This window comes from Flavobacteriales bacterium, assembly GCA_025210295.1.
Classification (GTDB): Bacteria; Bacteroidota; Bacteroidia; order Flavobacteriales_D; family Parvicellaceae; genus S010-51.
On the sequence record JAOASC010000016.1, the window covers coordinates 282,134 to 303,112 of the forward strand.

General features: G+C 33.0%; 21 protein-coding genes. 12 read left to right on the forward strand and 9 right to left on the reverse strand.

Annotated features, from left to right (window positions below):
• Window positions 1–8 precede the first annotated feature (8 nt).
• Complete coding sequence (locus N4A35_03885) at window positions 9–848, forward strand: iron dicitrate transport regulator FecR (protein MCT4580535.1); 840 nt, start codon at window positions 9–11, stop codon at window positions 846–848.
• Here N4A35_03885 and N4A35_03890 read toward each other — a convergent pair.
• The 5 genes from N4A35_03890 to N4A35_03910 all read right to left on the reverse strand — a co-directional run bounded on the left by N4A35_03890 (window position 845) and on the right by N4A35_03910 (window position 7,134).
• Window positions 845–1,543, reverse strand: a complete 699-nt coding sequence (locus N4A35_03890; GenBank protein ID MCT4580536.1) for a glycosyltransferase family 2 protein — start codon at window positions 1,541–1,543, stop codon at window positions 845–847. The genes N4A35_03885 and N4A35_03890 overlap by 4 nt on opposite strands.
• Window positions 1,533–2,306, reverse strand: coding sequence for a hypothetical protein (locus N4A35_03895; protein ID MCT4580537.1), 774 nt, complete (start codon window positions 2,304–2,306; stop codon window positions 1,533–1,535). Before N4A35_03895 ends, N4A35_03890 begins: the two co-directional genes overlap by 11 nt.
• Window positions 2,299–3,780, reverse strand: a complete 1,482-nt coding sequence (locus N4A35_03900; GenBank protein ID MCT4580538.1) for a glycosyltransferase family 2 protein — start codon at window positions 3,778–3,780, stop codon at window positions 2,299–2,301. Before N4A35_03900 ends, N4A35_03895 begins: the two co-directional genes overlap by 8 nt.
• Window positions 3,781–3,950: 170 nt before the next feature.
• Window positions 3,951–5,783 carry a 4Fe-4S binding protein gene (locus N4A35_03905; GenBank protein ID MCT4580539.1) on the reverse strand — a complete coding sequence of 611 codons (1,833 nt, stop codon included), beginning with the start codon at window positions 5,781–5,783 and terminating at the stop codon, window positions 3,951–3,953.
• Window positions 5,784–5,790: 7 nt separating this feature from the next.
• Window positions 5,791–7,134, reverse strand: coding sequence for an NAD(P)/FAD-dependent oxidoreductase (locus N4A35_03910; protein MCT4580540.1), 1,344 nt, complete (start codon window positions 7,132–7,134; stop codon window positions 5,791–5,793).
• 157 nt (window positions 7,135–7,291) lie between these two features.
• Between N4A35_03910 and N4A35_03915 the strand changes: the two genes are divergently transcribed.
• Window positions 7,292–7,891: a hypothetical protein gene (locus tag N4A35_03915; protein MCT4580541.1), complete on the forward strand. Its 600-nt coding sequence runs from the start codon at window positions 7,292–7,294 to the stop codon at window positions 7,889–7,891.
• Between the two features lie 6 nt (window positions 7,892–7,897).
• On the opposite strand, the gene N4A35_03920 is transcribed toward N4A35_03915, so the two are convergent.
• Window positions 7,898–9,760: a T9SS type A sorting domain-containing protein gene (locus N4A35_03920; GenBank protein ID MCT4580542.1), complete on the reverse strand. Its 1,863-nt coding sequence runs from the start codon at window positions 9,758–9,760 to the stop codon at window positions 7,898–7,900.
• A gap of 226 nt (window positions 9,761–9,986) precedes the next feature.
• On the opposite strand from N4A35_03920, the gene rpe reads away from it, so the two are divergent.
• From rpe to N4A35_03935, 3 genes are read left to right on the forward strand one after another with little or no spacing between them, the layout of a single operon-like run.
• Window positions 9,987–10,643: a ribulose-phosphate 3-epimerase gene (gene rpe / locus N4A35_03925; protein ID MCT4580543.1), complete on the forward strand. Its 657-nt coding sequence runs from the start codon at window positions 9,987–9,989 to the stop codon at window positions 10,641–10,643.
• A gap of 15 nt (window positions 10,644–10,658) precedes the next feature.
• Window positions 10,659–11,168, forward strand: a complete 510-nt coding sequence (locus N4A35_03930; protein ID MCT4580544.1) for an NAD(P)H-dependent oxidoreductase — start codon at window positions 10,659–10,661, stop codon at window positions 11,166–11,168.
• A 50-nt stretch (window positions 11,169–11,218) separates the two neighbouring features.
• Entirely contained in the window at window positions 11,219–11,791 is a 573-nt protein-coding gene (locus N4A35_03935) for a hypothetical protein (GenBank protein MCT4580545.1), read from the forward strand.
• Window positions 11,792–11,802: 11 nt separating this feature from the next.
• On the opposite strand, the gene fmt is transcribed toward N4A35_03935, so the two are convergent.
• Window positions 11,803–12,747, reverse strand: a complete 945-nt coding sequence (gene fmt, locus N4A35_03940) for a methionyl-tRNA formyltransferase (protein MCT4580546.1) — start codon at window positions 12,745–12,747, stop codon at window positions 11,803–11,805.
• Window positions 12,748–12,950: 203 nt separating this feature from the next.
• Here fmt and N4A35_03945 point away from each other — a divergent pair, with 203 nt between their 5' ends.
• The 4 genes from N4A35_03945 (at window position 12,951) to N4A35_03960 (ending at window position 15,728) form a co-directional block, all read left to right on the forward strand.
• Entirely contained in the window at window positions 12,951–13,502 is a 552-nt protein-coding gene (locus N4A35_03945) for a hypothetical protein (GenBank protein MCT4580547.1), read from the forward strand.
• A 9-nt stretch (window positions 13,503–13,511) separates the two neighbouring features.
• The gene (locus tag N4A35_03950; protein ID MCT4580548.1) at window positions 13,512–14,027 is read left to right on the forward strand and encodes a GNAT family N-acetyltransferase; all 516 of its coding nucleotides are present in this window, start codon (window positions 13,512–13,514) and stop codon (window positions 14,025–14,027) included.
• A 79-nt stretch (window positions 14,028–14,106) separates the two neighbouring features.
• Window positions 14,107–14,859, forward strand: coding sequence for a shikimate dehydrogenase (locus N4A35_03955; GenBank protein MCT4580549.1), 753 nt, complete (start codon window positions 14,107–14,109; stop codon window positions 14,857–14,859).
• 2 nt (window positions 14,860–14,861) lie between these two features.
• On the forward strand, window positions 14,862–15,728 hold the full coding sequence (locus N4A35_03960) for a hypothetical protein (protein ID MCT4580550.1): 867 nt from the start codon (window positions 14,862–14,864) through the stop codon (window positions 15,726–15,728).
• Window positions 15,729–15,845: 117 nt separating this feature from the next.
• Here N4A35_03960 and N4A35_03965 read toward each other — a convergent pair whose 3' ends face one another.
• Entirely contained in the window at window positions 15,846–16,316 is a 471-nt protein-coding gene (locus tag N4A35_03965; protein ID MCT4580551.1) for a GNAT family N-acetyltransferase, read from the reverse strand.
• A 243-nt stretch (window positions 16,317–16,559) separates the two neighbouring features.
• Between N4A35_03965 and meaB the strand changes: the two genes are divergently transcribed.
• Genes meaB through N4A35_03980 form a run of 3 tightly spaced genes read left to right on the forward strand, consistent with a single transcriptional unit; the run spans window position 16,560 to window position 19,101 of the window.
• Complete coding sequence (meaB, locus tag N4A35_03970) at window positions 16,560–17,576, forward strand: methylmalonyl Co-A mutase-associated GTPase MeaB (protein MCT4580552.1); 1,017 nt, start codon at window positions 16,560–16,562, stop codon at window positions 17,574–17,576.
• A gap of 1 nt (window position 17,577) precedes the next feature.
• Window positions 17,578–18,582 (forward strand): linear amide C-N hydrolase, encoded by a 1,005-nt coding sequence (locus tag N4A35_03975; GenBank protein MCT4580553.1) that lies wholly within the window; start codon window positions 17,578–17,580, stop codon window positions 18,580–18,582.
• Window positions 18,583–18,621: 39 nt separating this feature from the next.
• Entirely contained in the window at window positions 18,622–19,101 is a 480-nt protein-coding gene (locus N4A35_03980; protein ID MCT4580554.1) for a GNAT family N-acetyltransferase, read from the forward strand.
• Here the strand turns inward: N4A35_03980 and asnB are convergent.
• Window positions 19,093–20,961: an asparagine synthase (glutamine-hydrolyzing) gene (asnB, locus tag N4A35_03985; protein ID MCT4580555.1), complete on the reverse strand. Its 1,869-nt coding sequence runs from the start codon at window positions 20,959–20,961 to the stop codon at window positions 19,093–19,095. The genes N4A35_03980 and asnB overlap by 9 nt on opposite strands.
• Window positions 20,962–20,979 lie beyond the last annotated feature (18 nt).

A 20,979-nucleotide genomic window follows, 5' to 3' on the forward strand; every position in this document is an offset into this window, starting at 1 on the left:
TCTTAATCATGAATTCCTCCATCGTTGCTCAATTAAAAACTTGTCTAACAAATAATAGTCAAATTACTTTTTTGGTCGGCGCAGGGATTTCAGCAGAAAGCGGGATTCCAACTTTTAGAGGAGCAGATGGTTATTGGACTGTAGGATCTGTAAATTATAAGGCCGAAGAAATCGGAACTTACAATATGTTTTCTCAATCTCCACAAGAAGTATGGAAATGGTACTTATACCGTAAAAGTATTACACATAAAGCTCAACCTAACGCTAGTCATAAAGCCTTAGTAAACATTGAGCAACTTTTGGGACAACAATATGCTTTAATTTCTCAAAATGTTGACAGCCTTCACAGAAGAGCTGGTAGTTCAGAAGAACATACTTTTTTGATACATGGCGACTTTGATTTTGTAAGATGTGCTAGTGAATGCACATCAAAATTAATCCCCTTTCCTAATGAAATAAATTTAGAAAACAGGGATAAACATACAATGAGTGCTCATGATTGGGAAGCATTAACTTGTCCAAATTGTGGAGATAAATTACGACCTCATGTATTATGGTTTGATGAATATTACAATGAAGTCTACTATAAGTTTGATACCGCTTTAAGGACTGCAGAAAAATCTCAACTGCTGTTTATTTTAGGATCATCAGGAGCTACAACCTTACCTCAAATGATTGCTGAACGCGTACTTGCTAAAGGCGGTATGGTTGTAGAGGTAAATATCAATGAAAGTTATTTTAGTCAATTACTGAAAAGTCAAAAAAATGGAATTGTGATCAACAGCAAGAGTTCCCCTTTTTTACTTGAACTTGAAAGTGAGCTAAAAGCACTTATTCATAATTATTAACGTGAATATTTAAAAATCGTAGTAATAATTTTATAACCAGCCATAATTGTTCCTTTTAAGGTTCCAGATACTTTTGATTTTCCAATTCTCACTCTATAGTCAACAGGCAACTCTGTACATTTCATTTTTAACTTTGCAGCTTTAACCTGCATTTCAACCGTCCAACCATAGGTACGGTCTTTCATATCAATTGTTAGTAAGCGATCATACCTGATTGCTCTAAAAGGGCCTAAATCAGTAAATTCAACACCATAGATCAACTTAATTAAAAAAGTCGCTAACCAATTTCCAAAAATTTGTTGTGGAGTCATCGAACTCTTTTCCTTTTTACCCAAGGCTCGAGATCCAATCACCATGTCTACCCCATCATTGATAATCGGTTGTACCAAATCTATTAACTGTTCAGGATAATCGGAATAATCGGCATCTAAAAACACAACAATGTCAGGTTTAATATTATTTTCTACCAAATAAGCCATTCCTTTTAAACAAGCATTCCCATATCCTTGAATGGGTTCATCTACAACAATGGCACCTGCTTTTTTAGCATTAATAGGTGTTAAATCATTTGAATTATTATTGGCTACAATGATTTCTTTTACCCAATCTTTTGGGATGTCTCTAACAACTTTTCCAACAGAATTTTCCTCATTAAATGCAGGAATAATTACAACTATATGTGGTTTAGTCTTCATTTCTTTCTGATATTATTTTTCCTTCAGCATTATACTCTCTCCATATCCCTACTCTTTCTCCCTCTTTATAAGTCCCCTCACAAAAGAGATGCCCATCAATATATAATTTATACCCTCCGTTTTTGATCCCACGAAAATAAGAACATTCTTCTCTTAGTGTTCCATCATTATTATAAAATTCAAACCAACCGTCTTTTTTTCCTTTAGAATAATTCCCTTTTTCAATTAAAATAGAATCCTGAATATAGTGCTTTGATAAGCCATTTTGAATATTATTCTTAAAGTTCATCTCACTCTGTTTTTGTCCAAGAGCATCATAAGCCAACCATAGTCCCTCTTTTTTCCCTTGATTAAAAGCTCCTTTTTCTTTCAGTGTTCCATTAGGATTGTAATACATCCAAAAACCATCTAATAAATTGTCTCGGTAGCTCCCTTTGGATTCAAAGGTTCCATTTTCATAAAAATATTCCCACCAGTCTTCTTTACGACCTAAAACATAAGCTCCTTGTGTTTTTAATTGTTGATTAACATAAAAAGTCTTACAATATCCATGTGGAATTGAATCTATTTTCTGTCCATAAAACTGAATGGTTCCATTTTCATAATACACTTTTACAAATCGTTGTCTAATCGTATCTTTCAAAGTCAAATTTTGCTCTATCTGCTTTTTCTCATTCACATAACCTTCTTCATTATGTTCACGTTTATGACCACAACTAATTAGTAATTGAACGACAACAAATATGATGTAAACTTTATGCATTTTGAGGTTTAAACTGAAAAACCGAATAAATAAAAATTAGACTATACCCCAAAAATAGCATAAAATGAAATGGTATTAGACCAAAATCTCCCATTTGGATACCTTTAAATATTCCAAAAGCAAAATAAATTGCCAAGATTCCTTCTAAAAAAGATAACCAGCCAATATTACTTGGAATGTATATGTTCTTCTTAAAACTATTATCGTTAACATTGATATTAAACTTTGGCGTCCTTACAAAAGGAGTTTTACGTCCCAAGTAGCCTTCTATTACAGCTATTGCATTATGCAACGATAAGCCCATTGACATTGCCAAAAAGAACGGAAATAGAAAGATAAATTCAAATACAGTCGCCAGTGATTTTCCTTTAATTTTTAATACTGAGGTCAGGTAAAATGATGCTAAGACAATAAAACTAATTAAAAACACTGAAGCAATAACAAACACATTTTGAAATTGAGGTAAACTGTCTTTTATTGCTAATAAAGGAACACTAAGTATTGCACACAATAATATACAAACAAATACTGCACTATTCATTAAATGCATTACTCCATGCCACTTAATTCCCAATGATTTATCACTTTTAATAACATTTGGAATATGTTTTCTAGCGGTTTCAGCTCCTCCTTTTGTCCATCTGTATTGTTGTGATTTCAATGCACTCATAACCGGTGGTAATTCAGCAGGAGATTCAACATCTTCTAAATAAACAAACTCCCAATTTTTCAGTTGAGCTCTGTAACTTAAGTCTAAATCTTCAGTTAATGTATCAGGTGACCAATTTCCACTATTGACAATACATTCCTTTCGCCATACACCAGCTGTACCATTAAAGTTAATAAAACCATCCGAAGCATTTCTTCCCACTTGTTCAACTGTAAAATGAGCATCCAAAGCAAATGCTTGTAATTTTGTCAACAAACTATAATTCCTATTGATATGCCCCCATCTTGTTTGTACTAATCCTACATTAGCTTGTTTAAAATGTGGAATTGTTTTTTCTAAAAAATCAGGAGTTGGCAGAAAATCAGCATCAAATATTGCTATAAACTCTCCTTTTGCAAACTCCAAAGCTTCTTCTAAAGCTCCCGCTTTAAACCCTTTTCTATTCGTTCTATGAATGTGAGAAATATCATACCCTCTAGCTTGCCATTCAGTTACTTTTCTTGCAATTACAGCTTTTGTCTCATCTGTCGAATCATCCAATACCTGTATTTCCAATTTATTTAAAGGGTACTCAACAGCGCAAACTGTATCAATTAAACGTTCTACAACATAGATTTCGTTAAATACTGGAAGTTGAATGGTGACATGTGGCTTAAATGTTTTTTTAATGCCTTTTTCAACCTTAAACCTTTTTCTTTTTGTAAGATATTTCCATACCAGTGTCAACTGGGTTAAAGAATAAACGAACAAAAATAATGATGCTATAAAATAAATAGCTAAGACAAAAATCATAATGACTTTCATAAACCTGTAAGTGTTTTTGTGTTTTCGTCTAATTGGACGTAACACTTACCTTTTACTTACAGATAAAAGTCATTTTTTTATAAAAAATTATTTCTAAAGTTTTACAACTAAAAAGCTGAAGAAATAAAGCTTTTATTAGAAGCATTATTAAATGCGATATTGTTTAAAAATTAAAGGTTTAACTTTCCTATATTATTTTCAAAGATAATTGGGTTATCGTCTACTTTTTTAGGAGCTGCCGAATTTTCTAATTTTAGAACACCTCTTGGGCAAACTGCTGAACAAACTCCACAACCTACACAAGATGCACGAATTATGTCTTCTCCTTTCTGAGCATAAGCTCTTACATCTATTCCTTGTTCACAATAAGTAGAACAATTACCACATGAAATACACTGTCCTCCATTAGTTGTAATTCTAAATCGAGCAGATTTGATACGTTGCACAATTCCCATATATGCAGCTAAAGGACATCCAAATCTACACCAAGTTCGGCTTCCAAAAATTGGATAAAATCCAGTTCCTATAACACCTGAGAAAATTGAACCAATTAAGAATTTATATGTTTTTTGAATCCCATACATATCAATTCCTAAAAAACTAGTACTTCCTGTAAAAAAACCATACAAAGTAACCAAGGTCATTACAACGGCAAAAACTAAAACGCTATGTACTATATACCTTTCAAACTTCCATGCTTTTAATGATTTATCTGAATGTTGACGGTAAGGATCTCCCAATGTTTCGGCTAAACCACCACAGCCACAGACCCAACTACAATACCAACGTTTTCCATAAAAATAAACCAATGTTGGAATAATGATTAGAGAAAGTAATACGCCCCAAACAAACATAAACAAACCTAAACTATTATGCGCTATTAAACTTCTGATATTCCAATCAAAAAAGAAGTCATAATCTAAAGGCCAAGCATTTTTAAAATCAAAATAAGGTTGATCTAAACGCACTAGTATCTCTGGGATTAAAAAAGCGAAAATAATTTGGAAAAAAAGTACCACCGCAGTTCTAACCAGCTGATAATTATTGTGTCTATATTTAATAAACATTCTTATGGCCATTAAAGTCATGGCTACACAATAAATAAAACCATATAAAAACCAATGTCCAGCTGGGTTACCACTTAACGAAAAGCTAATTGGGTCGACTAAAATGATACTATTCGCAAGGTATTGTGGCCAGAAATACAACAATAAATAAAACCCAACCAAATAAACGAGTACTAACCAAGCTACCCAACCTCTGTTAGTAATATGACTATGGTATATCCCATTGTGTTTTATTCCTGCAACTCCTAACAATTTTATATTGGGTAAGTTATAAGCTATGGAACCGATAATAACCAATCCAAAAGTTAGAAAAAACCACCAACCAGTATTGGATTTAGCCCCACTTTCTATCAAAACTTTATTTAAAGTTAATAAGGTATTGGGTTCATTTTTCACGAAATACTCTTGCCCTACCTTACTATTAAGTTCAGTAACCTTATTGCTTAAATCATTTTTAAAATGCTGAACCTCAGTATAAGTTCTCGACTCCGTAAACATCCAACTCGTATTGTCTGTTAGCAACTTGATTTTATTAGTTTGAGCTCCAAATACACTATTCAACACTTCAGCACTATAAACAATGTTTCCTGATGACTGAACAGCAGAGATCACTTGTTCTACTTCATTTTCAGTAATCCCATCTGAAGCAATCATTTGTTCAGAAATTTTGGCATTGTGCAATGTTATAATTTTGGGCAATGCAGCATTAAAACTAATTAGATCTGTTGTTGCCATCGAATTCTGACTCGAATATTCATCTACAGCTTTCAAAAAAACTTGAGCGATAGTATCTCCACGATCAATTTTCTCTGTAGCATCAAAATGTGCTTTAAGTTTATTAGCATCAAAAGAATAAGTTCCTAAGAAGCTATTCACTGTGAAAAGTATTATTCCAATAAGGAATAAGTATAAACCTGTTTTTTGTATATATTTCATAGTATTATTATCCCTTTACAGTAAATAAATTTCTCCAATTTTTCTTTTTAACAACAAGGTTAGTTCCGTTCTCTCTATTAAACTGATCAACAATTTCTTTTTCATGCAGTTTAAAAAACTCAGGATCAAAATTAGCATCAGCAAGATGCTCTAATACATACTCGACACTTCGCTGTTCATTTAACCATTTATCAAAAGCTTGGTGACGCATACGAATTCCAAAAGTATTAATCCCTATAAATCTTCTTGTTTGATGATCATAATTTAATCGAACAGACTTTTTACCTTCTCCGTGCTCCCAATAAAAATGTTGCTCATTCTCTTTGGGTTTAGGAAATACCCAACCATAAGTTTGATATTCAATATCCATAAACTTGGCAGAGTTAAACCAATGACCAGGGTTATATTGTAATCGTGAATTACAGATGGTTTGCGCCAATGTTTTTCCCATAATTTTACCAGTGTACCAAACTTGCTCAATAGCTCTTCTATCTCCTGATGGGTGTTCTCTAAACTCAGCACAATCACCAATAGCATATACATCAGGAATATTGGTTTCTAAAAACTCATTTACCAATACGCCTCTATTGGTCTCTATTTCAGATTTTTTTATAAACGCAATATTTGGACTTACACCAGCAGTTAACCCTACTATTTGACATGGGATTTCTTCTCCTTTATTCGTAATGATGGCCCTTGCATTTCCATTAGCATCAGATAACACTTCTTTTAACTCTGTATTTAAACGTAAATCAATATGATGTTCTTTCATATGACGTTTAATCATCTCACTTTCTTCTGTTGGTAAAACGTTCCCCCAAAAAGCAGACTCTCTCACCAAAAAAGTTACAGGAAAATTACGGGATAATAACATTTCTGCCATTTCAATTCCTATTAGGCCTCCCCCAACAATTACCGCTCTATTGATCCCATTCTTCGTATTTTCTTCTAAAGATTCTAAATCTTGTTTACTATACAAGCCTTGTACACCATTTAAATCTTGCCCAGGCCAACCAAATTTATTGGGCTTAGACCCTGTCGCAATTACTAATTTTGAATACTTTACTTGCGCCCCATTGTCTAAAATTAAGATCTTTTCCTGTGTATTTACAGCTGTAACTAAAGCTTGTTTTAAGTCGATGTTATTTTTCTCCCAAAACCAATTTTCATAGGGTTGAGTATGTTCAAACTTCATGTGTCCCATGTAGACATACATCAATGCAGTTCTAGAAAAAAAGTATTGACTTTCAGATGAAATTATGACTATTTCATGATCAGAATATTTTCGAATATAACGTGCACAAGTTACACCTGAAATCCCATTACCTATGATGACTATTTTTTCTTTCACTACAATTGGGTTTTAAAAATTGAATTACCTCTTAGTAATCAAAAATAAGAATTCCTTACAAGGAGAAACTCATAATAATGACTTTATTTTGACAAAAAACGTGGAAAACATCTTAAAAATGGTACAGTTTGTGCAGTCGATAAAAAAACATTTTATTATGAGATATTCAGTTTTATTCCTTTTGATCCTTACCCTTATCTTAAAAAGTTGTGCTCCATCAATACGGCAATTAGAGCATTATGAACTTGTTCAATCGCTTGAAGATGGGTACTTAATTGTAACCTTAGAAAACCACTCTGAGGAAATTCTATTGCTGAAAAAATATGGACAACATAAGAAAGCAGAACGAATAGCCAAAAGAGATGCGAAACATAATTCTCACATTAAGCAAGCTATCGCTAAAAACTATGATTTTTCAGAAGTTGTGTTTACATACGCCAATAAGCATTCAGATAGTATCATATATGAAACTATGCATGGCGAAACAGTAACCTTATCGAATAAAAATAAAGTATTTAATCTTTCTTTTTATAATACTATTAATTATAGTAATAGTGACAATGGTAACGATGAAGAATTGTTGGCCTTAAAAATTGCACCAAAATACGATTCATTTTTAGAATCTTCATCTATTACAGTAGAAGCAAATGTTAACCATGGACTACACGGATATAGCCATCTTCTAAAAAGAATGAACCAAAAATTATATCGACTCGAACAAAGTGCTGAGGAAAATTTAGTTTATAGCCAACCCTAATTATTATTATTCAATAATAACTGTTCTTGTTAAACTTGTATTTCCGTTTTCTATAACCACTAAATAAAAGCCTTTATCCATAGCTGTAGTATTTAATGTCATTTTATTACCAGAATAAGTCATAGGTAACTCCATCAATTGTCCTACAGAGTTATATAACTTAACACTAAAAGAAGTCTCATCTTCAATGACCACATTCAAAATATCTTTTGTTGGGTTAGGGTAAATAGACGCCTCCAGCTCTTGCTCATTAATAATTGTTTTAATTTTAAAAATGGTTAGTGTACCATCAAAATCTACCTGCTTTAAACGGTAATAAGAAACCCCATATAAAGGATTATTGTCATAAGCAACATAATCAATATTAGTTACAGAATTCCCCTCAGCTAATACTTTGGCTACTTCTTCCCAATCATATCCGTCTTGTGAACGTTCTACAATAAAATGAGAATTATTCAATTCGGTAGAAGTTACCCATTTTAACTCAACTAAACTTTCTTTTATCAACTCGGCATCAAAAGATTGTAATAATATTGGCAAAGGTCCACCAGTACTACCTCCTGAGATTCCAGAACCATTGGTACCACTACCTGTACCAGCAACAGAATTACAAGGATTACTGTTATTAGAACATCCCCCTGTACCATTGTTGGTAGTTGTTGTAGTATTGGTTGTTGGAACAGCAATAGAATAGATTACGACACCTTGTCCACCTCCACCGCCTCCACCGTGCGTTCCAGAGTTTACATTACCACCATCTCCACCATTAGCTTCAATATTAATAGGGCAAGTTCCTGATATATTCCAAGTATTCACTTCTATCACAATACTACCTCCAGCTCCTGCTCCTCCTGCTCCATCATTACCAATATTCAAAGCATCTTCTCCATTGGCACTTATCGATATTCCACCACAAAATCCAGACGTTCTAACTTCATCAGCTTTGATTAAGATGATTCCACCACCATCTCCTCCAGAAGTATTCCATCCGTTATTTCTTTCTCCAGCACCAGCTCCACCTCCTAAAAATACTCTAGCAGAAGAAATGTGCGCACTTAAAGCTATACCGCCCAATCCACCTGATGATCGACCAGACGTATTTCTACATCCCCAACCAACTCCACCGTCACCACCAGCAGTGAAGTTACCTCCACCGCCACCGCCGCCGTTGTGCGATGATCCTCCACCACCACCGTTCAAGATTTTTCCTCTTGCTGCTTCGAATGATGAACTTGTATTTTTGTAAATTCCTTCTCCTTTATATGCTCTTGATGTCCATGAAGAGATAAACACATTATCTTCACAATTTCCATTCGTTTGGTTTTTATCCGTAGAACCTCCGCGAAACCCATCTCCATCAGCAGAAATATCATGAGCCAATGTAAAAATTCCATCAACATTAAACGCTAATACTCCACCAACATTTCCATTCCAATCAAGAGCTGTCATATTAGCCGTTGTAGTATAATCTGGGCTTCCCAATGTAGGGAAAGAGATAATTTGAACAGATGTATTAGAACTAATGTTAGGAGTAAATTTTAAAGGTCTAGAAAAAGTTATCGTATTCGGAACTCCACCACTTTCAGTATGTGAAACGATATCTACAATATCATATAATCCAGCAGACTCAATAGAAGATAGATTTCCAAAACTTGAATTATTGGAGGTATTCGCTCCAATCACATCATCTTGCATTTGCATTACAATTACAAACTCTCCATCCTCAAAGGTATCATTCGTTTCGTTGATGTTAGCGACATTAATAGTATTACCAGATAAGTTGGTTACTTTTCCGTAGGCGTTTACCGCTTGAGCATATACATTAGCTGTAAGAAAAGCAGCTAAAATGGTAGAATAGATATATCTCATAAAATTAATTATTTAGTTAACTATTGGGCAGTCAAATAATTAATTTTCAAAGGGTTTAATCCAACAAATTTAATCATTTTATTTAATCAACCTTTCTCTCAAGGTCATTTTATTGTTAATTGTATGTTATTCATGTTGAAAATCTATTAATTATAAACTAATCAATTCAAAAAATTATTTTGTTATTTTGTGGTAACAAACTAAATACGCTACATAACACAGAATTATGAAACATCTTATAGCCCCTTCCTTATTAGCCGCTGATTTCGCTAATTTACAAGCAGAATGTGAAATGATTAACAACAGTGATGCTGATTGGTTTCACTTAGATATTATGGATGGAATGTTCGTTCCCAATATCTCATTTGGGATGCCAGTTATCGAAGCTATTAATAAACATACGTTAAAACCTCTTGATGTACATTTAATGATTGAAAACCCTGATCGTTATATTAAAGATTTTAAACGAGTGGGTGCCAATATTCTTACTGTTCATTATGAGGCTTGCACACATCTTCATAGAACACTTCAAGCTATTAAAGCTGAGGGAATGAAAACAGGAGTTGCTTTAAACCCGCATACATCAATCGATTTAATTGAACCAATTTTAGAGGATATTGATTTAGTATGTATTATGAGTGTTAACCCAGGGTTTGGGGGACAATCTTTTATTGAGGGAACTTACAGAAAAGTGGCTAAACTAAAAGAACTTATTACTAAATACAATTTAGAAACTAAAATAGAAATAGATGGAGGTGTGACATCAACCAATGCTAAAGCTCTTCTTGAATGTGGTGCTGATGTATTAGTTGCTGGTAGTTTTGTATTCAAATCAGAAAACCCAACACAAACCATTAAAGAACTAAAAGAAATTACACTTTAAAATTAATTTATATCAATGATAACGATTATCGCTGGAACCAACAGACCTGACAGTAACTCTGAAAGAATTGCAAATTTTTATCACCACTTACTTCCCGATGAAAGTCAAGTTCTCGCTCTAAAAGATTTACCAAGGGATTTTGTATATGCCGATACTTATGGAGATGGATCGGATGCTTTTAATGCTATTGTTGATTCTAATATAATCAAGGCTGACAAATTTATTTTTATTATTCCAGAATATAACGGTGGTTTTCCAGGAGTTTTAAAAGCTTTTATAGATGCTGTTCATCCCAAACATTTTAATGACAAAAAAGCTGCTTTGGTAGGACTTTCATCTGGTCATTCAGGAGCCTTAAGACCAATGGACCAGTTTTCTGATATCTTACACTATTTAAAAGTTGAAGTACTTTCAGCTAAGCCAAAATTATCTGGTATAGAAAATTTAATTACAGACAATCAACTCACTGATGAAAGAGCTATTGGTTTATTAAAAGATCAAATAGACCGATTTGCTAAATTTTAATTCAACATCAGCTGAATTAAGTAATTTCTTTTTTGTAATTACCAATAAGGATGTATAAAGGAAAAGAACCCATTAAAGGCTTGAAAGATACCAGCATTATTGATTTCTGGCAATGGACCTATTCCGATATATTAATCAATAAAAACAGAGAAGATTTAAGTCTATTTCTAATTGCTAAGGCTTTAGAACTGACCGATATGCCAAGAATCGAATGGCAAGGCTGTGAGTTGCGTTATCGAAAGAAAAAAATCGCAGTTAAAACTTCTGGCTACATTCAAAGCTGGAAACAAACCAAACCTAAAAGGGTGCTTTACGATATTGCTCCCAAAAAAGGAATTGACGCTAAGCGAAAAGATTCAATGACCTTTAGAAATCGTGAAGCTGAACTCTATATTTTCGCGCTCGCTATCGAAAAAGACGTTAAAAAAATCGATATTTTAAATCTTGATCAATGGCGTTTCTATATTGTACGAACAGCAGTACTGGATGACGAGTTTGAAACCCAAAAAAAAATAGGTTTACGTGCCCTAAATAAATTAGCAACCCCTATTCACCATAGTAGAATAAAAGAACAAATCGATATTTTAATTGATCTAGAACTGACCGAAAGAATGGTGCTATAAAAAATTATTAATTAAGCAAAACAATCGCTCCCCTCCTCTAACTTAAATCCATTTAAAAACGATTTGATATCAACTCGTTTTTTCCCTGGCAATTGGAGCGATAATATCGAAACACTTCCTTCTTTACACCCAACGGTCAAAAAGGTTTTATTGTCTGTAATAATTTCTCCTGATTCAAGCTTATCTTCAGCAATTCTTGTTTCATATATTTTAGCTACAACAGTCTTTCCTTTCATTGTAAAATTAGACCATGCAACAGGATAAGGTGATAAACCTCTTACTTTATTGTGTATTTTCTGAGCAGATTCATTCCAATCTATCTGACAAGTTTCCTTAAATATTTTTGGAGCTGGTTTTTCGTTTCCTTTTATGAGTTGATTCTGTGGAATTCCATTGGCTGCTCCACTTTCTATTTTATCTAATGTTCCGATTAGCGTTTTTGCCCCCAACAACATCATTTGATCATGCAGCTCTCCAGCTGTCATATTTTCTCCAATTGGCAATTTAGCGATATCAATGACTTCTCCTGTATCAATCTCTTTTTCGATAAAAAATGTAGAGACCCCCGTTTCTTGATCGCCATTTATAATTGCCCAGTTAAGCGGTGCAGCACCTCTATAATTTGGTAAAATAGATCCATGTAAATTTATCGTTCCCTTTGGAGGCATTGCCCAAACGACTTCTGGCAACATTCTAAATGCAACGACTACAAAAATATCAGCTTCTAAAGCTGCTAATTCAGTAAGAAAATCTTCATTTTTAAACTTTTCTGGTTGCAATAACTTCAAATCATTTTCAACCGCATATGTTTTTACAGCAGAAACAGATACTTTCTGTCCCCTCCCCGATTTCTTATCGATATTAGTAACAACACCAACAACTTCATGCCCACTTTTATGAATTGCATCTAAACTTGCAACAGCAAAATCGGGAGTTCCCATAAAAACAACTTTCATACTTCCTCTTATTTTTAGTTATGAACGCGAAAATAGTTTTTTATACCATATTAACCCTCAAAATGCGCTAAATAAATCTATTTCTTTTAACCACATTTTGAAAGCTAATTGGTATTGTTCATAATCCCATAAATTTTATGTTTAGTTTTTTATTTCATTTTTAGCATTTAACCTTACTTTTGTTGCCGATTAAAACAACACTTATGAAAATTAATTTCTTCTCCCTTATTCTATTATTTGGAACAATTTTGTTTGCTTCTTGTGAAGAAGAGCTCCCTACCGAACCTCAAAAAAGGATGACTATTGAAGCGATCTTAGAAGAGTATCAACAATGTAAACAGAATGAATCCTCTTCTTTTTGTAAAACATTTACAGCTAGAGCTATTTGTGAATATAATGGTGTTGACGATTTAAAAGAGGAAGGAGAATTCATCGAATATCACGATATTCACAATAAAATTTTAACAGATGATACATGGAAAAATTTGGGGATGGCTGATTCTCAAGAAGCACTCGACAATGCTCAACTCATGGCTAATAAAGGTTTTCCTGTTGTTGCTATTGACACTAAAGATAAGCACAAGTTTAGTGTATTAGTCCTACAGGGAAAACAAGCTAAATCAGGTAAATGGGGACTGAATGTTCCTAACTGTGCAGCCTTTTTTCCTACAAACTATAAACGTTCTTTTATCAATAAAACCTTAAATTACGCTTGGAAAAAGCCTAATGGAATTCAGCTGTGGGTTAGGAAATAGTCTAATAATATGCTTGTTTTTAAAACGCAACGTTTATCGATTAAAGTACTAGAAGAAAAAGACCAAAAATTCTTTATCGAATTATTATCTGCTCCAGAAATTATCAAGCCTGTTCCACAAAAAGAATGGAGCTTGACAAAAATTCTTGAACATTTTAGGTTAGCTATTAATGCTCCAAAAATTACACCTTCAAATGACAAAGTAGTTTGGGGAATATATGAGTTGGATAAAGATGAACTAATTGGTTTATGTGCCATTCTCAAAAATGATGAACAACAAAGAGAAATTGGCTATCGTTTTAGAAAAAAATACTGGAAAAAAGGTTATGGAACTGAGTTAACACAACATTTAATCGATTACTGTTTTAATACATTAAAATTTGAACTGATTACGGCTGATGTCAACATTACCAATACAGGTTCTGTCAAAATATTAGAGAAATTTCTAAAACCAATAAAAGAGTTCTATAATGAGAATGACAACTGCATTGACCGAAGGTATCTTCTAAAAAAACAAGAGTACTAATTCTGTTAATATTTAACCTCTTATAAAATACTAAGATATCAACTTTCTGGCTTACCTTTGATGAAACTAAGATAAGCATATGAAACTAGGATTAATTGGTAAAACATTAGCACATTCATTCTCGAAACAATATTTCAATGACAAGTTCAAGCAAAAAGCTTTGTCTGGATATTCCTACAAAAACTTTGAAATGGATACTGTCGATACAATTAGAGACTTAGTAAAAGAACATCGACTAGATGGTTTTAATGTTACCATTCCCTACAAAGAAGCTATTCTTCCTTATTTAGACCATGTTGATTCTTCAGCTCAAGAAATTGGTGCTATTAATACGGTAAAAGTTGATTGGTCTGAAGAACGTTTTAAACTTACTGGATATAATACCGACGTTTTTGGTTTTCATCAACTCATCAAACCTTTTTTTAAATCTCGTCACGAACGCATTTTAATTTTAGGTACTGGAGGAGCTTCTAAAGCAGTAGCATATCTTTTAAAAAAACAATATGGAGCAACAGTTATGTATGCTTCTAGAAAAGCTACCAACGGTGCTGTCATAAATTGGGAAGATATCAATGATAATGTGATTCATTTTCATAAAATGATTATCAATACGACTCCATTGGGTACTTTTCCCAATGTGAACGAAGCTCCCAAAATTCCCTTGGATAAAGTTACCAATGAACATCTTTTTATAGATTTAATTTACAACCCAAAAGAGACGCTTTTCTTAAAAAATGGAAAAGCGAAAGGAGCTGTTGTATTAAATGGTCTTACCATGCTACACCAACAAGCTGAAAAGGCTTGGGAAATATGGCATACTAACGTTTCCTGAATATGGATAAAAAAAGACAAGATATTATTGATAAAATTTTTGCAAAAAGAAACAACGAAGGCTTATGGGAACTACTTCCTGAAAACCATAAACACTATCCTGATTATTTACACTATGTGCCCAATTACAGAGCGACATTGTGGACACTTATCTTACTTGCGGAACTTAAGTGTGATCCTAATGATGAACGAATTATTCATCCCTTAAAAACGATCCAAAATCATTTTTATGATCAAGAGCATAAAATTTACACTTTAAAAGAAGACCACTTCCCTATTCCTTGCCTCAATGGAAATATGCTTTTTTTGGACGGTTATTTTAATGCACAACCCAATGAAAAAAGTTTAGAATTATTAGCGTTCTTTTCTAAATACCAACGGTTTGATGATGGGACTTATGAAACGCCTAAAAATCGTTTTTGCTCCAACAAAAGTTGTTATGGAAAACATACGTGTTATTGGGGAGTTGTTAAACTTTTAAAAGGCATCTCTTTTATCCCCAAAACCTATAGAACACCATCAATACAAAGCTTAAGGTCTAAATGCATTGATTTTATTTTAAAACATCAAGTTTGTTATAGCTCCAGAAACCCTGAGCACATCATGATTAAAAAGTTAGATCAATTGACTTTTCCAAATTTCTATAAGGGTGATTTTCTTGAAATTCTCTGGATTCTTAAAAGAGAAAATGTTCGTTCCGAAAAACTTGAACCTGCTATAAAACTACTAAAATCTAAACAACGAAAAGATGGTCAATTTGAGCTGGAACGTACAATGAATAATATGATCACTTCAGTAGGAAAAATCAACTTTCCTAACCCTTTTATTACTGAACGTGCTACAGAAGTTTTAAATTTCTACAATAGTTGAGCACTGTTTAGTTAGAAGAGAGAAGAGAGAGAAGAGAACAAAGAACAGAGAACAGAGAGAACAGAGAACAGAGAGAATAGAGAATAGAGAATAGAGAATAGAGACAGCCCTAAAAAATCAAGAATTAACAGCTTTAAATAACATTCCTACGTGAGGGATATCATCTTCATAATACATTTCTGTTACCACCTTAAAACCGTGTAACTCATAGAACCTAGTTAAATGTTCTTGTGCTGAAATTCTAATATCATTATCTCCATATTTTTCAACTGAAAATTGCATCACTTTATCCATTAGGATGTGTCCTACATTTTTCCCACGCTCCTCTTCTACAACCAATACCCTACCTATTGAAACCTGAGGGTAACTAACACCTTTAGCCAACAGTCTAGCATAAGCAACAACCTCATTGTGCTTAGTTCCATAAATATGAAAAGCATCTAAGTCTTTATCATCCAAATCTAAATAATGACAATCTTGTTCTATGATAAAGACTTCCATTCTTTTTTTAGCTAACGCATACCATTCTTCAGCTGAAAGTTCTGAAAAATGTTTAAAATCCCAGTTAATTCCCGTATTTTTAGTCATTATAAAAAAGTATTAATATCGAAGTTGTTTAAAGTCGACCTCAAATAGTGTTTTCACTCTCTTTAGAATTTATTCTTTAGTTAATTTTTATTCTGTAGCTAAGGCTACGCCACTAAAATGAAACTTCAAATAAATCCAAAATTTGAGAAAAACCTTTATTTAATTTCAACTTTAAACAACTTCAGCACAAAAGTAATCATCTCGATTGATGGAAATCTATAAAACTGCTATTTTAATTTTGTTATGAGTTCTCCTTCATTAAATAAAAACTATAAAATACCCAAAGTCAAACCCATTAATGCTCAAGACTTAATCAAAAGCTTAATAAAAGGCGATATTGTTGCTTTAAGTAAAGCCATCACTTTATTAGAAAGTAGATTGGAAAAGCATAAAAGCATTGCAAATCAAATTATTGATCAAACACTTCCTTATACTGGTAAATCTATACGTATTGGAATTACTGGCGTTCCTGGCGTTGGGAAAAGTACATTTATTGAAGCATTTGGAAACTACCTAACTAATAAAGGTAAAAAAGTAGCTGTTTTGGCGATTGATCCAAGCAGCCAAAAAAGAGGAGGTTCAATCCTAGGGGATAAGACCAGAATGGAAACTTTAGTCAATAACCCTAATGTATATATTAGACCTAGTCCATCAAAAGGTGCTTTAGGTGGTGTTGCTCAACAAACTAGAGCTTCTATTCTGTTATGTGAAGCAGCTGGTTTTGACGTGATTATTGTCGAAACCGTTGGGGTTGGACAATCTGAGATTGCTGTGCATGGAATGGTTGATTTTTTTCTACTACTCATGTTGTCTGGTGCAGGTGACGAGCTTCAAGGAATAAAACGAGGAATCATGGAAATGGCAGATAGCATAGCCATAACCAAAGCTGATGGAGATAATGTCATCAATGCAAAAAAAGCTAAACAACGTTATAAAAACGCCATGCACCTCTTCCCTGCTAATGCAAATGAATGGATTCCTGAAGTGGTACACTGTAGCTCAATCGAACAAAAAGGTATAGAAGATGTATGGGGGATTATTGAAAAATTTGAGCGTCATACTAAACTCAAAGGATATTTCGAAGACAATAGAAACAAACAAGCTAAATATTGGATGTATGAGAAAATTAATGAAGAGCTCAAAAGACGATTTTATGAAAATGAAAATATAGCCAATCAATTACCTGAACTTGAACAACAGATTATTGAAGGTCGAATCAGTCCATATACTGTTGCTGATAAACTATTAAAAAATGATTAATATGAAAAAAATTATTGCCTTATCAATTTTAATAGTTGCTTTTTTAGATCTTTTCAGCTGCACTACTTTTGTACTTAAAGATGAGCACAGCTTATTATTTGGAAGAAACTTAGATTGGGTTTCTGACAACGGATTAATCGTTGTAAACAAACGTAATATTTTAAAGAAATCTATTGTCTTCCCTCCTGAATCATCAACCATTTGGACTGCTAAATATGGAAGTATTACTTTCAATCAATTTGGAAAAGAATTTCCTTTTGGTGGAATGAATGAAAAAGGGTTAGTGATAGAAATTATGCTCGTTGCTGGTCAATACCCTGAATTTGATGACCGTACAGCAGTTAATGAACTTCAATGGATTCAATACCAATTAGACAATGCTCAATCCGTGGAGGAAGTGATAAAAAATGATCAATTAATTCGCATTAGCAAAATCAATCAAAATTTGCATTTTCTTGTATGTGATAAAGAAGGAAATATCGCTGTCATTGAATTCGATAGCAAAGGGATAAAAGTATATAAAGATCAGTCACTACCTTTTCCTGTTCTTGAAAACGACACTTATTCTACTTCACTAAGAAAAAATAAACAACAACAATCTTGTCGTTTTAATACTGCTATATCGATGTTAGATAACTACCAACATTCATCTCATGAAAATGCTGTTGATTACGCTTTTAACATATTAAACAAAGTAGCTCTAGATGGTTCTTGGTCTATTGTTTACGACATTAAGAACATGGAAATTCATTACAAAACAGCATCTAAACAAAACATCAAAAAAATTAAATTCAATTACTTTAATTTGAGCTGTATTGCTCCTGCATTAATATATGACTTAAAAAGAAATCAAGCAGGATGGGTTCATGAAAATTTTATCCCATTTACTGATAATTTTAATCAAAAGCAATTTAATGCCGCCATAAAAAGTAATGCGATTCGACTTCCTCAACCTATTTTACAGCAATTTTATAATTACAATGCTACTTGTAACTGTAAAGAATAGCTAATTTTGTCAATTCTTAATTTACAAAGACAAAAAGTTATGATTAGATCGGCAAAGGTAGAAGATGCAGAGGTTATTGCTCATATTTATAATGTATATGTAAGACAAGGAACATCAACAATGGACGCTGAAAAAACAGCTGATGACATCCAAAGCTGGATGAGCCAATTTAGCGAACGAGAAGGGATTTTTGTATTGGAGGAAAATGATACCATAAAAGGTTGGGCGATTCTTAAAAAATATTCAGATAGATACGGTTATCGTTTTGCTTGTGAGACTTCAATATATGTACACAACAATTATTTAAGAAAAGGGATTGGAGATCTGCTGAATACTTTTATTATTGAAAAAGCAAAAGCATTGGCGTACAAACATATGACAGCCAAAATCTTTTCAATTAACCAAGCTAGCATTCGGTTCTTTGAAAAATATGGTTATACCATCGTAGGGCAACAAAATAAGATTGGATTTCGTAATGAACAGTGGATTAATATTGTAATTATGGAAAAATTACTTTAATAAGTACCGCTTCACCCAGTGTTGAAAGACCACCAAAGCCCAAGTTGAAGAAACAGCATCTTTTGGACTTTTACTATGTAATAGCTGCTCAATTTTAGCTACTTCCCCCCAATTTAAAAAGCCTTGAGCTTCTATTAACTCTTGATTAAACACATTTTGTTTTAAATAAGCTGCCATTTCATTTTTAAACCATTTTAACAAAGGAACTTCAAAACCATGTTTAGGTCTATGGAATAGCTCTTCAGGTAATTCAGCTTTAAAAGCATCTTTCAATATTTTCTTTCTAGAAGACGCATCAATCTTATAATCCTCAGGTAAAGAAAATACATATTCTACTAAATCATGTTGTAGAAAAGGTGTTCTTACTTCTAAACTATTGGCCATACTCATACTGTCTACTTTTCTGAGCATATCGTTGGTTAAGACCAAGTTAAAATCAGCATATAATACCGCATTCATTGAATCAATTTCAAATGGTAAAAGTGTACTATTTCGTTGACCAAATGTCAAATTATCTTTTACCAAGCTATTGGCTTTTTTTTCTTCCATAAAGGATGCCCAAGCTATATAACGATCTCTTTGAGATAGCGATAATCCCTTAGCATATTTATCTAACTGACGGGCTAAATTCCCTAACTTATTTTGTCTAGATTGAGGAATCAATTGATAGAATGGTTTTCCTGTTTTAATTAAGGTATTTTTAAGCGATTTTTGGCTCGCTATTCTCAATGCTTCATGCTTGTTATAACCACTAAATAATTCATCTGCCCCATCGCCAGATAAAGCAACAGTGACTTGCTCTTTAGTATATTTACTCAATAAAAAAACGTTAATAGCAGAAGAATCAGCAAATGGCTCATCGATATAATCTAATACCTGTTCGAAATGTTCGTATAGGTCGTTATTTGACAATGAAAATACAGTGTGTTCCGATTTTATTTTATTAGCAACCAATCGTGCATATTTGGTCTCATCAAAATACGGTTCGTCTTTAAATCCAATGGAAAAAGTATGTAAGTTTTTGGTCAAACGAGACGAAATTGTTGCAATAATACTCGAATCGATTCCACCACTTAAAAAAGAGCCTATGGGAACATCAGCTACCATTCTTTTTTCTACAGAAGATGCTAATAACTCTCGAACTTTTTTCTTAGCTACAGCATAAGAATCTTGGTTAGGTTCTTGGTTAATATAGTAGGTATAATAACGCTCTATTTTTACTGAATCTCCCTTGATTTCGATAAAATGTCCAGGTAATAGTTTTTTAACATTTGTAAAAATAGTATTGGGCTCGGGAATATAATTAAATTGAAAAAACTGAGTTAAAGATGCTCGATCAACTGTTTTATCAATTGGAAATTGAAGAATAGCTTTCATTTCAGAGCTAAAAATAAATTGCTCTTTATCTTGATAATACAATAAGGGTTTTATTCCAAAACGATCTCTTGCAATAAAATAAGTTTCTTCTTCTTTATCGTAAATACAAAAAGCAAAAAAACCATCTAAATCCTGCAAGGCTTCTTTCCCTTTTTGGATGTATAAGTGTAATAGAACTTCAGTATCAGATTGAGTCGAAAATACTACACCTTTATTTTCGAGTCTTTTTTTGATTTCAAGATAATTATAAATTTCACCATTAAAAACAATAGTATAACGACCTGTAACATCCGACATCGGCTGATTCGCTCCATTCGTGGTATCAATTATTGACAAACGTGCATGCCCAAGCCCACCTGAGGAAGTGGTATAACTCGCTGCGAAGTCTGGTCCTCTTTTATTTAATTGTTGGATGGCTTCTTGTAGGCTTTCCACTTTCCTATCCTGCCCTTCAAAAACAATATTACCTACTATACCACACATACAATTATACTATCAGTA

Coding starts and splice junctions, on each gene's coding strand:
- N4A35_03885 (MCT4580535.1), top strand. CDS start 9: ATGAATTCCTCCATCGTTGCTCAATTAAAAACTTGTCTAACAAATAAT.
- N4A35_03890 (MCT4580536.1), bottom strand. CDS start 1,543: ATGAAGACTAAACCACATATAGTTGTAATTATTCCTGCATTTAATGAG.
- N4A35_03895 (MCT4580537.1), bottom strand. CDS start 2,306: ATGCATAAAGTTTACATCATATTTGTTGTCGTTCAATTACTAATTAGT.
- N4A35_03900 (MCT4580538.1), bottom strand. CDS start 3,780: ATGAAAGTCATTATGATTTTTGTCTTAGCTATTTATTTTATAGCATCA.
- N4A35_03905 (MCT4580539.1), bottom strand. CDS start 5,783: ATGAAATATATACAAAAAACAGGTTTATACTTATTCCTTATTGGAATA.
- N4A35_03915 (MCT4580541.1), top strand. CDS start 7,292: ATGAGATATTCAGTTTTATTCCTTTTGATCCTTACCCTTATCTTAAAA.
- N4A35_03920 (MCT4580542.1), bottom strand. CDS start 9,760: ATGAGATATATCTATTCTACCATTTTAGCTGCTTTTCTTACAGCTAAT.
- rpe (MCT4580543.1), top strand. CDS start 9,987: ATGAAACATCTTATAGCCCCTTCCTTATTAGCCGCTGATTTCGCTAAT.
- N4A35_03930 (MCT4580544.1), top strand. CDS start 10,659: ATGATAACGATTATCGCTGGAACCAACAGACCTGACAGTAACTCTGAA.
- N4A35_03935 (MCT4580545.1), top strand. CDS start 11,219: ATGTATAAAGGAAAAGAACCCATTAAAGGCTTGAAAGATACCAGCATT.
- fmt (MCT4580546.1), bottom strand. CDS start 12,747: ATGAAAGTTGTTTTTATGGGAACTCCCGATTTTGCTGTTGCAAGTTTA.
- N4A35_03945 (MCT4580547.1), top strand. CDS start 12,951: ATGAAAATTAATTTCTTCTCCCTTATTCTATTATTTGGAACAATTTTG.
- N4A35_03950 (MCT4580548.1), top strand. CDS start 13,512: ATGCTTGTTTTTAAAACGCAACGTTTATCGATTAAAGTACTAGAAGAA.
- N4A35_03955 (MCT4580549.1), top strand. CDS start 14,107: ATGAAACTAGGATTAATTGGTAAAACATTAGCACATTCATTCTCGAAA.
- N4A35_03960 (MCT4580550.1), top strand. CDS start 14,862: ATGGATAAAAAAAGACAAGATATTATTGATAAAATTTTTGCAAAAAGA.
- N4A35_03965 (MCT4580551.1), bottom strand. CDS start 16,316: ATGACTAAAAATACGGGAATTAACTGGGATTTTAAACATTTTTCAGAA.
- meaB (MCT4580552.1), top strand. CDS start 16,560: ATGAGTTCTCCTTCATTAAATAAAAACTATAAAATACCCAAAGTCAAA.
- N4A35_03975 (MCT4580553.1), top strand. CDS start 17,578: ATGAAAAAAATTATTGCCTTATCAATTTTAATAGTTGCTTTTTTAGAT.
- N4A35_03980 (MCT4580554.1), top strand. CDS start 18,622: ATGATTAGATCGGCAAAGGTAGAAGATGCAGAGGTTATTGCTCATATT.
- asnB (MCT4580555.1), bottom strand. CDS start 20,961: ATGTGTGGTATAGTAGGTAATATTGTTTTTGAAGGGCAGGATAGGAAA.